General features: G+C 71.4%; 17 protein-coding genes, 1 tRNA gene and 1 pseudogene. 12 read left to right on the top strand and 7 right to left on the bottom strand.

The annotated features are described in order from the left end of the window. The 8 genes and pseudogenes from B9S58_RS35190 to B9S58_RS35155 all read left to right on the top strand — a co-directional run. Positions 1-462 (top strand): annotated as a pseudogene (locus B9S58_RS35190) (plasmid transfer protein); the annotation flags it as partial. Between the two features lie 5 nt (positions 463-467). Continuing rightward, positions 468-1,145: a DUF2637 domain-containing protein gene (locus B9S58_RS35185; RefSeq protein WP_103535915.1), complete on the top strand. Its 678-nt coding sequence runs from the start codon at positions 468-470 to the stop codon at positions 1,143-1,145. A 20-nt stretch (positions 1,146-1,165) separates the two neighbouring features. Then, a complete protein-coding gene (locus tag B9S58_RS35180; protein WP_030119692.1) occupies positions 1,166-1,354 on the top strand; it encodes a mobile element transfer protein in 189 nt (62 codons plus the stop codon). A 14-nt stretch (positions 1,355-1,368) separates the two neighbouring features. Then, positions 1,369-1,701, top strand: a complete 333-nt coding sequence (locus B9S58_RS35175) for a SpdD protein (protein WP_103535914.1) — start codon at positions 1,369-1,371, stop codon at positions 1,699-1,701. A 92-nt stretch (positions 1,702-1,793) separates the two neighbouring features. Beyond that, complete coding sequence (locus tag B9S58_RS35170; RefSeq protein ID WP_103535913.1) at positions 1,794-1,976, top strand: hypothetical protein; 183 nt, start codon at positions 1,794-1,796, stop codon at positions 1,974-1,976. A gap of 5 nt (positions 1,977-1,981) precedes the next feature. Beyond that, positions 1,982-3,394, top strand: a complete 1,413-nt coding sequence (gene repSA, locus B9S58_RS35165; protein ID WP_103535912.1) for a replication initiator protein RepSA — start codon at positions 1,982-1,984, stop codon at positions 3,392-3,394. Beyond that, the gene (locus B9S58_RS35160) at positions 3,391-3,579 is read left to right on the top strand and encodes a helix-turn-helix domain-containing protein (protein WP_030075792.1); all 189 of its coding nucleotides are present in this window, start codon (positions 3,391-3,393) and stop codon (positions 3,577-3,579) included. The genes repSA and B9S58_RS35160 overlap by 4 nt, the downstream gene beginning before the upstream one ends. Then, positions 3,579-4,736, top strand: a complete 1,158-nt coding sequence (locus B9S58_RS35155; RefSeq protein ID WP_103535911.1) for a site-specific integrase — start codon at positions 3,579-3,581, stop codon at positions 4,734-4,736. Before B9S58_RS35160 ends, B9S58_RS35155 begins: the two co-directional genes overlap by 1 nt. 68 nt (positions 4,737-4,804) lie before the next feature. Here B9S58_RS35155 and B9S58_RS35150 read toward each other — a convergent pair. Beyond that, positions 4,805-4,879: transfer RNA gene (locus B9S58_RS35150), tRNA-Val, on the bottom strand. 245 nt (positions 4,880-5,124) lie between these two features. On the opposite strand from B9S58_RS35150, the gene B9S58_RS35145 reads away from it, so the two are divergent. From B9S58_RS35145 to B9S58_RS35135, 3 genes are all read left to right on the top strand, one after another. Then, a complete protein-coding gene (locus B9S58_RS35145; RefSeq protein ID WP_103535910.1) occupies positions 5,125-5,925 on the top strand; it encodes a DUF4097 family beta strand repeat-containing protein in 801 nt (266 codons plus the stop codon). Positions 5,926-5,996: 71 nt separating this feature from the next. After that, the gene (locus tag B9S58_RS35140; protein WP_374935738.1) at positions 5,997-7,487 is read left to right on the top strand and encodes a hypothetical protein; all 1,491 of its coding nucleotides are present in this window, start codon (positions 5,997-5,999) and stop codon (positions 7,485-7,487) included. A 91-nt stretch (positions 7,488-7,578) separates the two neighbouring features. After that, the gene (locus B9S58_RS35135) at positions 7,579-7,797 is read left to right on the top strand and encodes a zinc ribbon domain-containing protein (protein WP_103535909.1); all 219 of its coding nucleotides are present in this window, start codon (positions 7,579-7,581) and stop codon (positions 7,795-7,797) included. 31 nt (positions 7,798-7,828) lie between these two features. Here the strand turns inward: B9S58_RS35135 and B9S58_RS35130 are convergent, their stop codons facing one another. The 4 genes from B9S58_RS35130 to B9S58_RS35115 all read right to left on the bottom strand — a co-directional run bounded on the left by B9S58_RS35130 (position 7,829) and on the right by B9S58_RS35115 (position 13,149). Further along, positions 7,829-8,488 carry an O-methyltransferase gene (locus tag B9S58_RS35130; protein ID WP_103535908.1) on the bottom strand — a complete coding sequence of 220 codons (660 nt, stop codon included), beginning with the start codon at positions 8,486-8,488 and terminating at the stop codon, positions 7,829-7,831. A gap of 98 nt (positions 8,489-8,586) precedes the next feature. Beyond that, positions 8,587-9,414 carry an HAD family hydrolase gene (locus tag B9S58_RS35125; protein ID WP_103535907.1) on the bottom strand — a complete coding sequence of 276 codons (828 nt, stop codon included), beginning with the start codon at positions 9,412-9,414 and terminating at the stop codon, positions 8,587-8,589. Then, the gene (locus B9S58_RS35120) at positions 9,411-11,921 is read right to left on the bottom strand and encodes a phosphoribosyltransferase (RefSeq protein WP_181009558.1); all 2,511 of its coding nucleotides are present in this window, start codon (positions 11,919-11,921) and stop codon (positions 9,411-9,413) included. Before B9S58_RS35120 ends, B9S58_RS35125 begins: the two co-directional genes overlap by 4 nt. A gap of 10 nt (positions 11,922-11,931) precedes the next feature. Beyond that, positions 11,932-13,149: an HpcH/HpaI aldolase/citrate lyase family protein gene (locus tag B9S58_RS35115; RefSeq protein WP_103535906.1), complete on the bottom strand. Its 1,218-nt coding sequence runs from the start codon at positions 13,147-13,149 to the stop codon at positions 11,932-11,934. Positions 13,150-13,360: 211 nt separating this feature from the next. On the opposite strand from B9S58_RS35115, the gene B9S58_RS35110 reads away from it, so the two are divergent. Next, positions 13,361-14,197, top strand: a complete 837-nt coding sequence (locus B9S58_RS35110) for a TerD family protein (RefSeq protein WP_103535905.1) — start codon at positions 13,361-13,363, stop codon at positions 14,195-14,197. Positions 14,198-14,241: 44 nt separating this feature from the next. Here B9S58_RS35110 and B9S58_RS35105 read toward each other — a convergent pair whose 3' ends face one another. Together B9S58_RS35105 and B9S58_RS35100 are read right to left on the bottom strand one after the other, a co-directional pair. Continuing rightward, positions 14,242-14,976: a Tellurium resistance gene (locus B9S58_RS35105; RefSeq protein ID WP_103535904.1), complete on the bottom strand. Its 735-nt coding sequence runs from the start codon at positions 14,974-14,976 to the stop codon at positions 14,242-14,244. Between the two features lie 130 nt (positions 14,977-15,106). After that, entirely contained in the window at positions 15,107-16,258 is a 1,152-nt protein-coding gene (locus B9S58_RS35100) for a DUF475 domain-containing protein (protein WP_103535903.1), read from the bottom strand. Positions 16,259-16,323: the final 65 nt, after the last annotated feature.

Below are 16,323 nucleotides of genomic sequence, written 5' to 3'. Positions count from 1 at the left end.
CGGGACCGGATGGTGATGCGGATGATCCGGCTCGCGCAGATGGCCCGCGCGGTCGGGATCTTCCTGGAGGTCTGTGGGCAGCGCTTCGGCTCCGACCTCGGCAAGGGTGCAACCGCCCTGCGGGCTCAGCTCACCGGGCGTGTGGTGCACCGGGTCAACGACAAGCAGACCGCCGAAATGGCCCTCGGAGACATCGCCCCCGAAGCGGTCTTCGCCGCCACCACCATCCCGCCGGACCGTCCAGGCGTCGCGGTGGCCGGGGACTCCTCCGGCGGCTGGTCCCGCATCCGCACCCCCGCCATGACCCCCGCCCAAGCCGTGGCCGTCTGCCACGAGTACGCGCACCTCACCCCGCACCTTGCCGCTCTGGCACCCTTCCGGCCGGCCGTTTCCGCCGCCCCCACTCCGAGCCCGTCGCTCCTCAAGCCCGGCCTGGTGCGGGTCCATCTCGAAGGAAGGTGATTCCCGTGCCCCGCATCCGCATCGACGCCGTGCTCGTCCAGGCCGTCATCGCCGGTGCCCTGTCCTTCGCGCACCTGCATGACCTGGCCGAAGCGGCCGGTCAGGACGGCTGGAAAGCCTGGGCCTACCCGATCAGCGTCGATCTGCTCCTTGTCGCGGCCTGGCGGCGTATGCGCACCACCGCCGACAATCGCGCCGCCTGGGCCTGGTTCATCATCGCCCTCGCCGCCTCGCTCGGCGCGAACGTCGCCACCGCAGGACTCCTCGACCTCAACGACGTTCCGGCCTGGCTGCGCATCCTCGTTGCTGGCTGGCCCGCCCTCGCCTTCCTCGGCGGCACCCTCCTCGTCCACGCCCCCACCGCCGCGCCTGAAGCCGATCCCAAGCCCGCTCCGGTGCCTGCACCCCCGGTTGCTCCGGCTCCCGAACCGGCTGCGGACGTGACGGTGGAGCGGGCTCCCGAACCAGCCCCGGAACTCCCTGCGGCCTCATCCGGTGAGCGCGTCCCGCCCTCGGCCCCGGCCCCGGCGGTGACGGTTCCTCCGGCTCTGCTCGACCACGCCCGGAAGTTGGCCGACACCCACCAGGCCACGACCGGGGCCCGGATCGACTCGGCCACCCTGCGCGCCCGCCTCGGCGTCCCCGCACTCCTCGCCGACGCCATCACCGCCCAACTCGCCTAATCCACAGGGAGGTTCATGTCATGCCGCGTCCGAACCGCTTCACCAACGTGCTCCGCATCGGCCCCGTTCAGGTCGGCACCCACTACGACGGCCGGGGCCGCACCAAGCACGTCGCCGCCTGCACCGCCCCCGGCTGCGACTTCTCCGCCGACTACCACGGCCGCGCCGCCGCCGAACTCGCCGCCCGCACCCACCGCTGCAACCCCTGACAGGAGGCCCAACCGTGTTCACCCCGAAGATTCCGCCCCCGGACACCGCACCCACCCCCGGAACGTCCTTGGTCCCGCCGCTCACCGGTCTCGTGCATCCTCCGGCCTGCACCTGCCACCACACCCCGACCGCCCCGGCCCCGGTTCCGGCTGCTCCGCCCGCTCGGCCGGCCGTTCACCTCACCCCGGGCTCGCTGCTCGTCGCCGCCGCTGGCGGGACCGCCATGGTCCTCGTCGTCGGCACGGTCCTGGTCTCGATGCTCCTGGCGGTCGCGATCACCGCCGCCTCGGTCGCCGTGTGCGCCGTGGTCCTGCGCTCGCTGCTCAACCGCCCGAACAACCGCTAACCGGCGCCCGGGGCGGCCTCGGTCGCCAAACTTCCGCCGCCCCGGGCGCCCACCACTTCCAGATCCAACGGACCCGAAAGGGAAGACTCATCATGCCCCAGCACATCCGCCCCCGGCCGATCTGCGGCCACTGCGACGGCTTCCCCACCGTCACCATCACCACCGGAACCCACACCCCCGACGGGGAGCGCCAGACCATCACCGCCCACTGCCCCGCCTGCCGGGGCACCGGCCACACCACCACCGCTCGCGCCCACACCCGGATCGGGGCCTGAGCGCTATGACCACCGCTGCGACTGCGGCGGGCCTGGACCCGGCCACCCTGGGCGATCTGCTCCGGGTGGTCGGGTCTCCCGGCTTCGACCGCCTCACCGAACAACTCCGCCGCACCGGAGGCTGCTCCCAGCCCATCCACCTCACCGGCGCCACCAAAACCATCGACCGGGCCACCGGCACCCTGCTCCACCACTACTCCACGGACACCGAGCCCGGGGGCCGGTTACGGATCGCCTGCGGCAACCGCCGCGCCTCCCGCTGCCCCGCCTGCGCCTGGACCTACGCAGGCGACACCTACCACCTCATCCGCGCCGGACTCACCGGCGACCCCGACAAAGGCACCCCCACCACCATCCGCGACCACCCCCGGGTCTTCGCCACGCTGACAGCCCCGTCGTTCGGCCCAGTCCACAACCGGCCCGGCAACCACACCTGCCGCTGCGGCACCCGCCACACCGAGGACGCCCCGGAGCTGGGCACACCGCTCGACCCGGACACCTACGACTACGCCGGGGCGGTGCTGTGGAACAACCACGCCTCCGACCTCTGGCGCTACTTCACGATCTACCTCCGCCGCGAAATCGCCAAGCGAGCGGGACTCACCCAGAAAGCCGCCCGCGAACAGTCCAAGGTGTCCTTCGGCAAGGTCGCGGAGTACCAGAAGCGCGGGGCCGTCCACTTCCACGCCGTGATCCGCTTCGACGGACCCGAAGGCCCCGACACCCCGCCCCCCGGCTGGGCCACCCTCGACCTCCTGGACGACGCGATCCGCGCCGCCGCCGCCCGCGTCGAAGTCATCGTGCCGGCCAATCCGGAAGCCGGAATCAGGGACGGCTGGACGCTGCGGTGGGGCACTCAGCTCGACGTGCAGCCCATCGGCGCATTCGGCAACGGCGAAGACCTCACCGAACAAGCCGTCGCCTCCTACGTCGCGAAATACGCCACCAAAGCCGCCGAGACCACCGGCACCGTCGACCACCGCGTCGGCAACAAGGAAGCCCTCGTCCTCCTCGACGTGCCAGAGCACCCGCGGCGGCTGATTGAAGCGTGCCTGGACCTGCACCACGCCTACCCGGACCGCAAGCTCCGCGACTGGGCCCACATGCTCGGCTTCCGCGGCCACTTCTCCACCAAGTCCCGCGCCTACTCCACCACCCTCGGCGCGCTCCGCCAGGTCCGCGCCGACTACCGCGCCGCCGAACAACGCGCCGCCCTCGGCCTCCCCGACCCCGACGACCACCCCGAGGCCACCACGCTCACGCTCGCGCACTGGGCCTACGCCGGGAACGGCCACACCCCCGGCGAATCCTGGCTCGCCGCCAACATCCACCGCGACATCCAACACAACCGCGAAACCGCCCGCGAACACCGTGCCGAACTGCAAGACCAACTCGCTCTGGAAGGAGCCGCATCGTGACCACCGCCACCGCTGAACTCCTCACCGTGCCCGAGGTCATGGCGCGGCTGAAGCTCGGACGCTCCACCGTCTACGACCTGATCCGCTCCCGCCGACTGACCTCCATCACCATCGGCCGGTCCCGCCGCATCCCCGCCGACGCCGTACGGGACTTCATCGTCAACGAGATCGAGGAAGCCGCCTGATGCCTCCCCAGCGCAAGCGCAACCCCAACGGCGCGGGCACCATCACCAAGCGCAAGGACGGCCGCTATCAAGCCGCGGTCTACGTGCTCCAGCCGGACGGCACCCGGGCCCGCAAGTTCGCCTACGGCAAGACCTGGGCCGAGTGCGACGCCAAGCGCCGTGACCTGCTCGCCAAGGTGGACCAGGGTGTACCCGTGCCCACGCGGTCGGCCAAGCTCGCCGAGTGGCTGCCCTACTGGCTGGAGAACATCATCAAGCCGCGCCGCAAGCGCACGACCTACGCGAAGTACGAGACGCACATCCGCCTCTACCTCGTGCCCATGCTCGGCTCGAAGCGCCTCGAATCGTTGAGCGTCGCTGACGTCCGGCGCTTCCTGGTCCGGCTGGAGCAGCAGACCACCGCGGCGACCGCCAAGGAGTCCCACCGCGTCTTGCGTACGGCGCTGACGGCTGCGTGCCGGGAGGAACTTGTCATGCGCAACGTGGCGACCCTCGTGGAACCGCCCTCGGCAGAAGCGCGGGACCTCTCCCCCTGGTCGCTCGACGAGACCTTGACCTTCCTCACCGCCGCTCGGAAGGACCCGCTCTACGCGGCCTTCGTCCTCGCTATCGCGCTCGGCTTTCGCCGTGGGGAGATCGTGGGCCTTCGGTGGGAGAACGTGGACCTCGACAAGCGGGAGATCCGGGTCCGCACGCAGCGGCAGCGTGTCCGCGGTGAGGCGTACGAGGACGATCCCAAGGGACGCCGCAGGAAGCAGACGCTGCCCCTGCCTGCTCTGTGCGTCGCTCCGCTCCGCTGGGAACGTCTGCGGCAAGCGGCCTTGCGTGAGGCTGCCGGTGATCAGTGGGAGGAGACCGGCTACGTCTTCACCACGCGCACCGGCCGGCCGGTCGAGCCGCGCAACCTGTACCGCTCGTTCACCCGGGTCGCCGACACCGCCGGGCTCCGGGTGATCCGGCTGCACGATGCACGACACGGCTGCGCGACCCTGCTCACCGCCGCCGGGGTCGCTCCCCGTGTCGTGATGGAGATCCTCGGGCACAGCCAGATCGCGGTCACGATGAACATCTACGCCCACGTCGTGCAGGACACACAGCGCGAGGCCGTGAGTCACCTCGACCGGATGTTGAAGCGGCAGCGTCCCGACCGTGGGTGACCGCGCCCGTTGATGTCAGAGGTGGATGTCAAAGACCCCCAGCCATGATCGGCTGGGGGTCTTTGTGCTGGTGGGCGCGGACGGTTTCGAACCGCCGACATCTGCTTTGTAAGAGCAGCGCTCTACCCCTGAGCTACGCACCCGTGGATGAGGCAACAGCGTACATGGACCGGGGCCCCTGCTCATAAACCGTTCGGGGCGGGACCGGGCCACCGCCTCCGGGGGTGGTTCCGGGCACACGCGCGAGGCCGGAACCGGGGGATAACCCCACCACGAGACGGTAGCCGTCCGGATCCCGCCGGGGGCCGACGGTGCATACGGTTCGAGTGCACCGGCAGCGACGTCCGGTGGCGCTGTCCGGCAGCACGCACTGGGGGACCGAATCATCGTGGACATCGTTACGATCGCACCGGCCCGCACCCGTCTCGGGGCCCCAGGGCGGGCCCTCGCCCTGGGGGGTGGGGTCGCGTTGCTGACCCTGGCGCTCACCGGGTGCGGGGGTACCGACGTCGACGGCGCCCCCGTCGAGCGCAAGTCGTTCGCGTTGGCGGGGAAGACGCTGACCATCGGAGCGGAGAACGGCACCGTGGACCTCGTGCCGGCCGACGTGGCGCAGGTCGAGGTGGAGCGGCAGGTCGACGGGTGGGTGATGCTCGGCAGTGGGCCGGACTCCGTCTGGAAGATGGAGGGGGACACGCTCACGCTCCGGGTGAAGTGCGAGGGGCTGGTCAACAACTGCCAATCCCGGCACCGGGTGGAGGTGCCGCGCGGGGTCGAAGTGACGGCCTCGTCGGACAACGGGACGATCAGCGCCACCGGCTTCGACCGCGCGCTGGACCTCTCGTCCGACAACGGGGAGATCAACGTCCAGGACGCGAGCGGCGCGCTGAAGCTGAAGAGCGACAACGGGAGAATCCGGGCGGACCGGATATCCGGCTCCTCCGTGATCGCCCGCGCCGAAAACGGGGAGATCCGGCTGGGCTTCAGTTCGGTGCCCGACCTCGTGGACACCGCGAGCGACAACGGGGGCATCACCATCGATCTGCCGCCGGGCGGGCAGAAGTACGCGGTGAACGCCTCCGCCGACAACGGGGACGTCTCGATCGGGGTGCCGCGCGCCGACGACAGTGCCCATGTGGTGAAGGCGCGCAGCGACAACGGGCAAGTCACCGTGCGAAGCGTGAACTAACCGACCCGTGTGTTCGTCCTTACCTGGTGGGAGAATGTACCGGGCAGGGCGAATCGGCACGGGAGAGGGATGTGACGGCGACACACGCGCGGCCGGAGGCAGGAGCGGGTGGAAGTTCCGCCGTCCAGAGTGGTCAGGGTGGTCAGGTTCTGCCGGGGCGGCACGCCTCCGGGAGGTCGCGGGCCCCGGGTGGTCGGGGTGACTCCGGTGGTGGGGGTGTGGCCGGTGGCCGGGGCGGTTCCGGTGGCCGGGATCTCCTGGCGCTGATGCTGCTGCCCGTGCCCCTCGTGCTCGCCGCGCTGCCCGCCGCCTTCGCCGGTGGTGGTACGCGACGGTGGTTCGGCGGGCGTGGGGAGAACCAGCGGGCCGAGGCGCAGGCCGCGAAGGACGCCGCCGCCGAGGCCTTCTACGACCTGGACAGCGCCCAGCGTGATCTCAGGATCTCCATCGAGACCATCAGCGCCGTGGACAGCTCCTCGCGCGGCCGCAAGGCCTCCGAGGACTTCGCCGCGCTCGGCCGGCGCATCGACGAGGTCAGTCACGCCTACATCACCGCTGTCGACAGCCATGACCTGGACCGGGACGATCTGGAGCCCGCCGCAGCCTCCCGGGCCCGCACCGAGCTGACCCGGGCCAAGGACGACCTCGTACGGGTCAAGGGCGAGCTGGACCGTTTCGCCCAGGGGCTCGGGTCCCTGCTGGGCAGCGCGGAGACGCAGCTGGCCCGGCTCGCCCCCGCCGTCGAGCGGGCCCGGCAGGCGCTCCTGGGGGCGAGCAACGCCCTCGACTCCGTACGGGCCGCGGGGCTGCGGGCCGATGAGCTCGCCGCCCGGCTCGCCGCGCTCGCCCCGGAGCTGACCAAGCTGAACCAGGGCGCGGGGAAGCACGGCGTCGCGGAGACCCTCCAGCGGGCCGATGTGGTGCTGCGCGACGCGGAGGCCCTGCGCACCGAGGCGGAGCGGCTGCCCGGGCGGGCCGCCGAGATCGACCGCAGGCTCGTATCGCTGCGGACCCGTGCTCAGGCCCTGACCACCCGGGCGGGCTCGGTGGAGCCGGTGCTCAGCGAGTTGCGGCGGCGTTTCTCGGCCGCCTGCTGGCAGGACCTCCAGCCCGTCCCGGAGCAGGCCGCCGTGAACGTACGGCAGGCCGAGGACAAGCTCGCCGAGGCGGCGAAGGCGCGCGACGAGCAGCGCTGGGCGGACGCCACGTCCCGGCTGAGCACGGTCCGCGCCCTGCTCAACGCGACGGACGAGGCGGTCTCCGCCGCCGGGGACCGGTTGCGGCAGTTGAACGCCGTGGCGAAGGACCCGCAGCAGGAGATCGAGCGGACCCGGTTCGCGGTGCGGGACGCCCAGCGTCTCGCCATGTCCGGCCGGCACACACCCGATCCCCGGCACGCCCGGCCCCTGGACGACTCCGTGGCCCGGCTGGAACGCGCCATCGCCGGTCTGGAGGGGCGCCACCCCGACTACTGGCACTTCCTGACCGAGACCGAGGCCGTGCGGCAGACCGCCGCCCGGGTCGTCTCCGACATCCGCGAGGAGCGCGGCGCCGGCGCCTGAGCCCGGGCGGTGGGCGGTGGCCGCCGGCGCCTGCGGCCTCCCGCTGTCAGGGGGCGTAGCCCCCGGGCCGCGATGGCTCTAGCCTGAGCCCATGCCTCGTTACGAATTCCGCTGCCGCACCTGCGGAGACACGTTCGAACTCAGCCGTCCCATGGCCCAGTCCTCGGACCCCGCCTCCTGCCCCGCCGACCACGACGACACCGTCAAGCTGCTGTCCGCCGTGGCCGTGGGCGGCGCCGCCGGGTCCGCTCCCGCGCCGTCCGGCGGCGGTGGGGGCGGGGGCTGCTGCGGAGGCGGGTGCTGCGGCTGAGCCGGGCGGCAGTACCACCGCGAGAGGTGCGCTACTTCTTGCGGGACAGCGTCAGACCGTCCGAGACCGTCAGCAGGACGCTGTCCATCCGGGCGTCGGCGCTCACGTGGTCGTTGAACTCCTTGATCGCCACCGTCGGACCGGTCGCCGCCGGGTCCGTGACCCCGCCGTGGAAGAGCACGTTGTCCGTGGCGATGACCCCGCCCTGCCGCATCCGGGGCACCAGTTCCTCCCAGTACCCGATGTAGCCGCCCTTGTCCGCGTCCAGGTAGGCGAAGTCGATGTGCGGCTCGGCGGGCATCGTGCTCAGGGTGTCCAGGGCCGGGGCGATGCGCAGGTCGACGCGGTCGGCGACGCCCGCCTTCTCCCAGGCCGCACGGCCGTACGCCGTCCACTCCTCCGAGATGTCGCAGGTGATCAGCGTGCCGCCGGCGGGCAGCGCCCGGGCCATCGCCAGGGCGCTGAACCCGGTGAACGTGCCGACCTCCACCACGTGCCGGGCGCCGACCAGCCGGACGAGGAAGGCGAGCAGCGGGGCCTGCTCCTCGGCCGACTGCATGCCCGCGTGATCGGGGAACCGTGCGTACGTGGTGTCCACCAGCTCCCGCTGGACCGGGTCCAGCGGCGGGTTGTGGGCCAGCATGTAGGCGTACAGCTCGTCCGTGATCGTGGTGTCGTTGCCCTTGGTCATCCGGCTGCGCTTCTCTCGGTGGAGTGGTGTGGAGTGAGGGGGACCGGCGTCCGTCCGCCGCTCCCTCCGTCAACCCCACCCTCGTGCAACCCGCGCCCTCACGCAGCGGAAGCCGCCAGGAAACGCCGCAGGATCTCCTCCCCCGCCGCTCCGCCGCGCTCCTCCAGCGCCGTCACGTGCGGAGCCCGCCAGCCCTCGTCGGCCAGTTCGCCGTGGCCGGGGCGCCAGCCGAGGTCGGCGGCCAGCAGCAGATCGGCGTCGAGGAGGGAGTCCCCGGCGGCGAGCGTGCGGGTGGCACCGGTGCGGCGGGCGACCTCGTGCATCGCGGCGCTCTTGGTGAGCGGCGCCGGGACCACGTAGACCTTGCGGCCCTGCAGCGAGACCGTCCAGCCGCGCGGCCGGGCCCAGGTGGCCAGTTCCTTCACCCACTCCTCGGGCAGCAGGGAACGTTCGACGACGAGGTAGGCGAAGAGGTCCTCGGCGACCCGTTCCTTGAGGAGCCAGGCCGGGTCGGCGGTGGTGGCGAGATGGGCGCGGATCTCGGTGAGCGGGGCGCACTCGGCGGCGATCCGGGCTTCCACCCGCGTCTGCCAGTCACGGTCGGAGACGCCGTCGACCAGGATGTGCCCGCCGTTGGAACAGATCGCGTACCGGGGGGCGGGGCCGGGGAGGTGGATGCGCCGGTACTGCTCGCGGGTGCGGGTGGTGGTCGGGACGAAGACCGTGGAAGTCGCCACCTCGGTGAGGAGCGCGGCGGCCGTCTCCGTCAGGTACGAGAGGGGCTGGTGGCCGTACACCTCCACGCACAGGAGCCGGGGGGCTTCCGCGTCCGGCATCGACAGGTCCAGCGAGGCCGCCGAGTAGATGAGCGTACGGTCGAGGTCGCTCGCCACCAGCGTGGCCGGGGTAGGCGAAGTCACGCTCATGCGCCCTGCACCGCCTTGCCGTCCGCGCCCGTCGCGCCACGGGTGAACCGGGGGTGGATCAGACCGACACAGCTGTACGGGAGGTCGTCGACCTCCTCCACCGGGACGCCGCGCTGTTCGGCCAGCAGCCGGATGTGCTCCAGGTCCGTGCCCGCGCCGCGCTTCGCGAGGATCTTCCAGGGGACCCGGCGGAGCAGGACCCGGGTGGTCTCGCCGACGCCCGGTTTGACCAGGTTGACGTCGTGGATGCCGTACTCCTCGCTGATCCGCTCGACGGCCGCCCAGCCCTCCCAGGTCGGGGCGCGGTCGGCGGCGAGCAGCTCCTTGGCCTCGGCCTCGACCTGGCCCGCCACCTCGTCGAAGCGCGCGGTCACCGCGGCCAGAAAGTCGCCGGAGGCGTCGGATCCGGCCAGCTCCCGGTAGAACTTCCCGCCGTGGAAGTCGTCGGGGCCGACCAGGTCGGCACGGAGCACCGTACGGGAGATGAGACCGGAGACCGTGGAGTTGAGGCAGGCCGAGGGAATGAGGAAGTCCTCGCGGGTGCCGTACGTCCGTACGCAGCCGCCCGGGTCGGCGAGCACCGCGATCTCCGGGTCGAAGCCGGCGGGACCGCCCGACGCCTCGAACTCGGCTGTCGCCGCCGCCAGTTCGCGGGTGATCGCGCCCTTCCCGGTCCAGCCGTCGACGAACACGACGTCGGCCGGGTCGTGATGGGCGGCCAGCCAGCGCAGGGCGGTGGCGTCGATGCCCCGGCCCCGGACGATGGAGATGGCGTAGTGCGGCAGGTCCAGGCCGTGCCGGTGCTGGGCCCAGCGGCGCATCAGCACCCCGACCGGGGTTCCGGCGCGGGCGAGCGAGACGAGCACGGGGCGCGGGCCGCGTTCGGCGAGGACCGTCTCGGTGACGGTGCCGACCGCGCGGGCGATGCGCGCGGCGGAGGTCTCCAGGGCGGCGGTGAACAGGGCCTGGTACGCGGCGCTCGGCTGGTACTCGACGGGCAGCGACTCCGCGTAGTGCGCGCCGCCGCTCTGGATGGCCTCCTCGCGCTCCTCGGTGGGCGCTTCCAGCTCGGTGTCCGAGAGGTCCTGGAGCAGCCAGCCGACGTCCTGTGGTGCGTAACTGGAGAAGTCGGGGCCTCGGAGAGGCTCGGGCAGCACGGCGGGCTCCTGCCGTTCGGATGCGGATGTGGCCGGGACGTAGGAAGGGACGACCGCGAGGAGGACGTGGCCGGTGTGCTCGGCGAGCCGGGCCAGCAGTCCCTCGGGGGCGTGCAGTTCGGGGGTGTCGGCGGTGGAGTCGACGACGGCGACCACCGCGTCGAAGCCGGCGCCCGCCACGTTGTACGCGTACCGGTCGCCGGGGCCGTCCGCCGGGTCGTCGTGGGCCGGGAAGACGAGGCGGGTGCGTATCGCGTAGCCGGGGTCGTCGACGGCCAGGACGGGCGAGCGGGTGGTGGTGGAGCAGCGGACCTCGGCGTCGGGCCCCAGTGCGGCTTCGAGGGCGGTGCCGAGGCGCAGCGGGGCGTACATCAGCTCCTCGAAGCCGAGGACGAGGATCCGGCGGGGGCGGCGGTGCTCGTCGGCGCCCAGCGCGGCCGCGATCCGGTCCGCCATGGCCGGGAGCGCCGCTTCGAGGGCTGCCCGGTGGACGGGGGTGAAGCCGTGCCGGCCGCCGTCGGGGACGCCTGCGGGCCAGTCGAGGTCGACCCGGGTGACGGGGGCGGGGGCGGGGGCGGGGGACCGGAGGTCCGCGTCGGGCTGCTCCGCCTCCTGGGCCGCGACCAGGGCCTGGCCGCGCTCCAGTACGCCGTCCGGCAGGGCGACCGTCCCGGTGCTGCGCGTCACGAGGTCGACGCGGGCACCGATCTCGGCGGCGAAGGCGGTCAGCCGGTCGCGGTCGTCGGCCGAGCGCATGTCGACCAGGGCGACGATGACGTACCGCTCGCGCGGGTGCAGGGCGTGCAGCGCGCGGATGGTGTTCAGGACCGTGTTGCCGGTGGAGAACTCGTCGTCGACCAGCACCAGAGTGGATGCCTCCGCGCCGCCCGCCAGCAGCTCACCGTCCTCCGGCAGCAGCAGGTGCGAGGTGGCGTGCGAGTGGGACTCCTCGAAGCCGCCCGCCTGCTCGACGCCCGCCACCGGACGCCGGGTGGAGTGCAGGTACGGGGCGTCCCGCAGGCCGTCCGCGACGGCGTGGCCGAGGCCGGTGGCCGTCTCCGCGTACCCGAGGACCACCGCGCTGCGGGCCTCCGCCGCGCCGAGCAGCGCCCGGACCCGTTCACCCAGCTCGAACCCGGCCCCGTGGACGACGGACGGCCGCTGGGGCACGTGCTTGCCCAGCACGTTGGAGACCAGCAGATGCGCCCGCTTGGGGTTGCGGCGCAGGGCCAGGCCCAGCAGTTCCCGGAGATCTCCGTCGCCTTCGAGGGCGACTCCCAGTCGCTCCGCCACCCAGTTGCCCGACCACACCACGTCCACGGTCTCTTCTCTCGTCGCGCGCTCGCTCATCGACGCGCGCTCAGTTCGTCAGGCCGGCGGCCAGCAGGTCCACGAAGCCGACGTCTTCCTTCGCCACCCCGAAGACCTCGGCCCGCTGGAGCGTGCGCTCGGCCCAGGCCCGGTGGGGCTTCACTTCGTTCATCTTGTTCGTGTACGCCGAGCGCAGCACCCCGCCGCCCCCGCGCTCGGGGCTCAGGATGTCCTGGGCGTCGGTGAACTCCTCGTGGCTGACCACGGACAGGGCGTGGACGGGCGCCACGTGCGACGGGTGGATGCAGGTCTTGCCGAGCAGTCCGTTGGCGCGGTCGAGCTCGATCTCCCGGAGCAGTCCGTCGAGGTCGTGCTCGATGAGGGCCGTACGCAGTTCCTCGGCCCGGCCCTCCAGGAAGGGGCTGCGGCGCAGCTGGGGCTTGAACATGCGCTCCTGGCGGCGGAAGTACTCCCAGACCGGGCCGGTGATCGTGAAGCCGGTGCCGTCGGCGCGGCCGAGCACGTTGACCACGTCGGCGATCACGGAGCCGATGATATGGACGTCGTACGCCGTCATGTCGGGTGTGCGGCGCAGTCCGTAGGCCGAGCAGAAATCGGTGACGCCGAGCCGCAGGGCGAGCACCCGGTCCCGGTACTTGTCGACGCTGCGGGCGATTCCCTGGAGAATTTCGCCGCGCGTCTCCAGATGGAGCAGCTCGGGGGATTCGAGGACCGGCATGGCGAAGAGCCGGCGGCCGCACGCCGTCTCGGCCTCGGTGAGCGCCTCCAGGAACTGCCGCCCCCGTTCTTCGGTGAATTTGGGAAGTACGAAACCGGACAACATCCGGACCGAGGCGCCGAGGCGCCGGACCAGGTCGGTGATCTGGGCCGGTTCCCGTACGCGGATGAAGAGCAGAGGGATGTCGGCGCCCGGCGCGCTCCCGGCGTCGCCCGGTCCCGGGAGAGCAGGCCCCGGGTCCGCTTCCCGGGCGGCCAGCGCGGCGAACTGCCTGATCAGGTTGGCTTCGGCGTCGGTCACCTCGGCGTCGTCGATCGAGTCCTCCAGGCACAGCACCATGGAGACGACGCCGCGCCCGGCCTGCTTGAGCACATCGTCGGCGAGCGACGGGCGGGTGGCCGGGGAGTAGAGCGTGGCCCCCAGGGCGGCGGAGAGCATCCGTGCCGGGGAGTCCGCGGTGAACGTGCAGGGCTCCCTGAAGAACAGGCCCTCGCGGACAGTGGGCGATATATGCCCGAAGTGACGCATTTTCTCCCCCGAACTGCCTGACCGGCCGAACAACGCATGGCCGGTAATAGTACGTACGGACGGGTGTCAACAGTTCCCCATGTACATGAATTTCCGGTTACCCGCCCCTTGCCCGACCCCCTCCCGCGGTATCGTCACGCCCTGCCCGCGCCGCCGCCGGGCACGGTCGTGCCGCCCCCCGCGTTGTCCGCACGGGCCCCCAGCAGGCAGGATGACGGTCATGACGCACACGATGCTGAAGGGCTCGAACGTCCCCGTTGATGCCGCGGCCGTCCGGGCCGTGCTGCGCTGGACCCCGGGCACTGAGGTCCCCGACGTGGACGCCTCCGCCCTGCTCCTCGGTGCGTCCGGGCGGGTGCGGTCCGACGAGGACTTCGTCTTCTACAACCAGCCCCGGCACCCCTCCGGCCTGGTCCGGCGGCTGCCGAAGCGCAGTGTCCCGGAAGGGCTGACGGACACGGTCGAGGCGGATCTCGGGGCGCTCGACGCCTCGGTGGACCAGGTGGTCATCGCGGCCTCCTCCGACGGGGCCGCCTTCGAACAGGTCCCGGACCTGCGGATACTCCTGTACGACGCCGCGTTCGCCGAGGGCGAGCCGCTGGCGGTGTTCGATGTCCGGCCGGAGACCGGGGAAGAGACGGCGATCATCTGCGGCGAGCTCTACCGCCGCGGCGAAGGATGGAAGTTCCGCGCCGTCGGCCAGGGCTATCCCACCGGCCTGATCGGCCTGGCCACCGCCTTCGGCATCTCGGTGGACGAGTCGGAGGCGGTACACGGGGCGCCGGCGGTGAACGAGGCACAGGAGCCGGCCGCTCCGGCGGGCCCGGGGGCCCTCCCGTCCGCCGTGCCCCCGCTTCCGGCCGTTCCGCCGGGGCCCGGGCCCGACTCCCAGGCCACGGTCCAGCACCAGCAGCCGTCCTACGGCTATCCGCAGCCGGCCGCCGAGCCGCCCGCGTACGGCTATCCGCAGCCCGCGGCAGCCGCCGCGTACGCGCCCGACCCCCATTTCGTGCTGCCTCCACAAGGTCCGCAGTTCGTCCGGTCCTGAGTTCGGCCGGTGCCGAGTCGCTCCGACGCTCGAAGGGGCCGGGCTCAGGTCCGGGACTTGTAGCCGCGCCCCCACTGCATGCCGTAGCCGTACAGCCGGTCCAGCTCCGACTGGAAGCCGTACACGAACTTCACCTCGCGGCGCACGATCAGCTCGTCCTTGATGTTCTCCACGGTGAACACCGCGCAGGAGCGGGCCTGCGGTGCGCGCTCGTCCAGCTCGATCTCGATGCGCGGGCCGTTGCCCGGGTAGAGCGTGATCTTGGCGTGCGTCCGGTCGAACGCTGGCGTCCGGTCGTAGATGTAGACGAAGAACAGCAGTCGCTTGATCTGGTCGCGCTGGTCGAGGTTGACGTAGACCGTCTCCCCCGAGGGCGCGCCGAAGCGGTCGTCGCCGCTGAGCCGGACGTAGGGCGGGCTGTTGAGGTCGCCGATCAGGTTGCCCAGGGGCTGCACGACTCCCTTGGTGCCGTCCGTCAGCTCGTACATGCAGCCGAGGTCCAGGTCGACGTTGACGACGCCCTGGGTGTGCGCCTGGACCACCTCGGGCTGGAAGAGCCTGAGGGGGTGCCGCAGCCTGCCGCTCTGGCGCGAGCGGCCCTCGATGTCGGAGGTCCGCATCCGCCAGGACAGGTTGACCCGGAGGTTGCCCGAGAGGGCGCCCTGTTTGCTGAGCGAGATCGTGGCGTTCCGTTTGGACAGCACGACGGCGCTCGACGTCGCGTTGCCCGAGTCGAACTGCGCCGCGCGCCCCGGCCACAGGCCGTCGAAGAATCCCATACCAACCCCCACCTGTTCCGCGCGCCCCGGACATCACTGCGGGGCGGCCACCGGGCCGGGTCCGGGAGATCCCGGAGAGCCGTCGCCGTGTGGGCCGCCCCGCAGAGAGCGTTCCTCAATCCCTACCGGGTCACACCCCGGAGGACACTTCGGCCTTGCTTTCCGAACCGCCGCCCTCACCGGATTCCGCGGCGAGCGTGCGGTTGCGCTTGAGCGAGGACCAGAAGGAGAGGGCGATCAGGATCACACCGACCGAACCGGTGATCAGCTCGTTGATCTCGTACTGGATGGTGATCAGCAGGATGACGGAGAGCGCGCCGATCGCGTAGTGGGCGCCGTGCTCCAGGTAGACGTAGTCGTCGAGCGTGCCCTCGCGCACCAGGTAGACGGTGAGCGAACGGACGTACATGGCGCCGATGCCGAGGCCGAGGGCCATCAGCACGATCTCGTTGGTGATGGCGAAGGCGCCGATGACACCGTCGAAGGAGAACGAGGCGTCCAGGACTTCCAGGTAGAGGAAGAGGAAGAACGCGGCCTTTCCGGCGAGGGCGATCCCGGTGACGGGCTTGCCCTTCTTCTTGGCCTCTTCCTCGGCCTCGTGCTCGCGCTCCTCATCCTCTTCGAGCTTGCCCTCGAAGTATCCGGAGAGCCCGCCGACGACGAGGTAGGTGATCAGGCCGGCGATGCCGGAGAGCATGACCGTCGACGCCTTGTCCGCGTGCCCGCCACCGTGCTGGTGGGCCTGGGTGGCGAAGGTCATGGCGGTGACGAGCAGGATGATCAGGGCGACGCAGACCGACAGCATGTCGACCTTGCCGAGCTTGGCGAGCGGACGCTCGATCCAGCGCAGCCAGTGGATGTCACGGTCTTCGTCGAAGATGAAGTCGAGGAAGATCATCAACAGGAACATGCCACCGAAGGCTGCGATCGACGGATGGGCGTCCGTGACCAGTTCCTTGTACCGGTCCGGGTCGTTGAAGGACAGGTCGATGGCCTCGATCGGTCCGAGCTGGGCGCTCACGGCCACGATCACGACGGGGAACACCAGTCGCATACCGAAGACGGCGATGAGGATGCCGATCGTGAGGAAGATCTTCTGCCAGAAGGCATTCATCTTCTTCAGGATTCCGGCGTTGATCACCGCGTTGTCGAAGGACAGCGAGATCTCCAGGACGGACAGGATCGCGACGATGCCGAAAGCCTGCCACCCCCCGTAGAAAGTCGCTGCGACCAGGCCGAGCGCGGTAACCGCGAACGACCAGCCGAAGGTTTTCAGAACCACTGGCTACCCCATCGTGTTATGTAAAGGGCCTCCCCCGGCGTGTCGGGGCCCCCCGCGCGTGCGCG

Origin of the sequence: Streptomyces sp. SM11, assembly GCF_002910905.1 — a bacterium.
GTDB lineage: Bacteria > Actinomycetota > Actinomycetes > Streptomycetales > Streptomycetaceae > Streptomyces.
The sequence above is the reverse complement of the archived record's forward strand: the minus strand, read 5'-3'. Positions and strand labels throughout refer to the sequence as shown.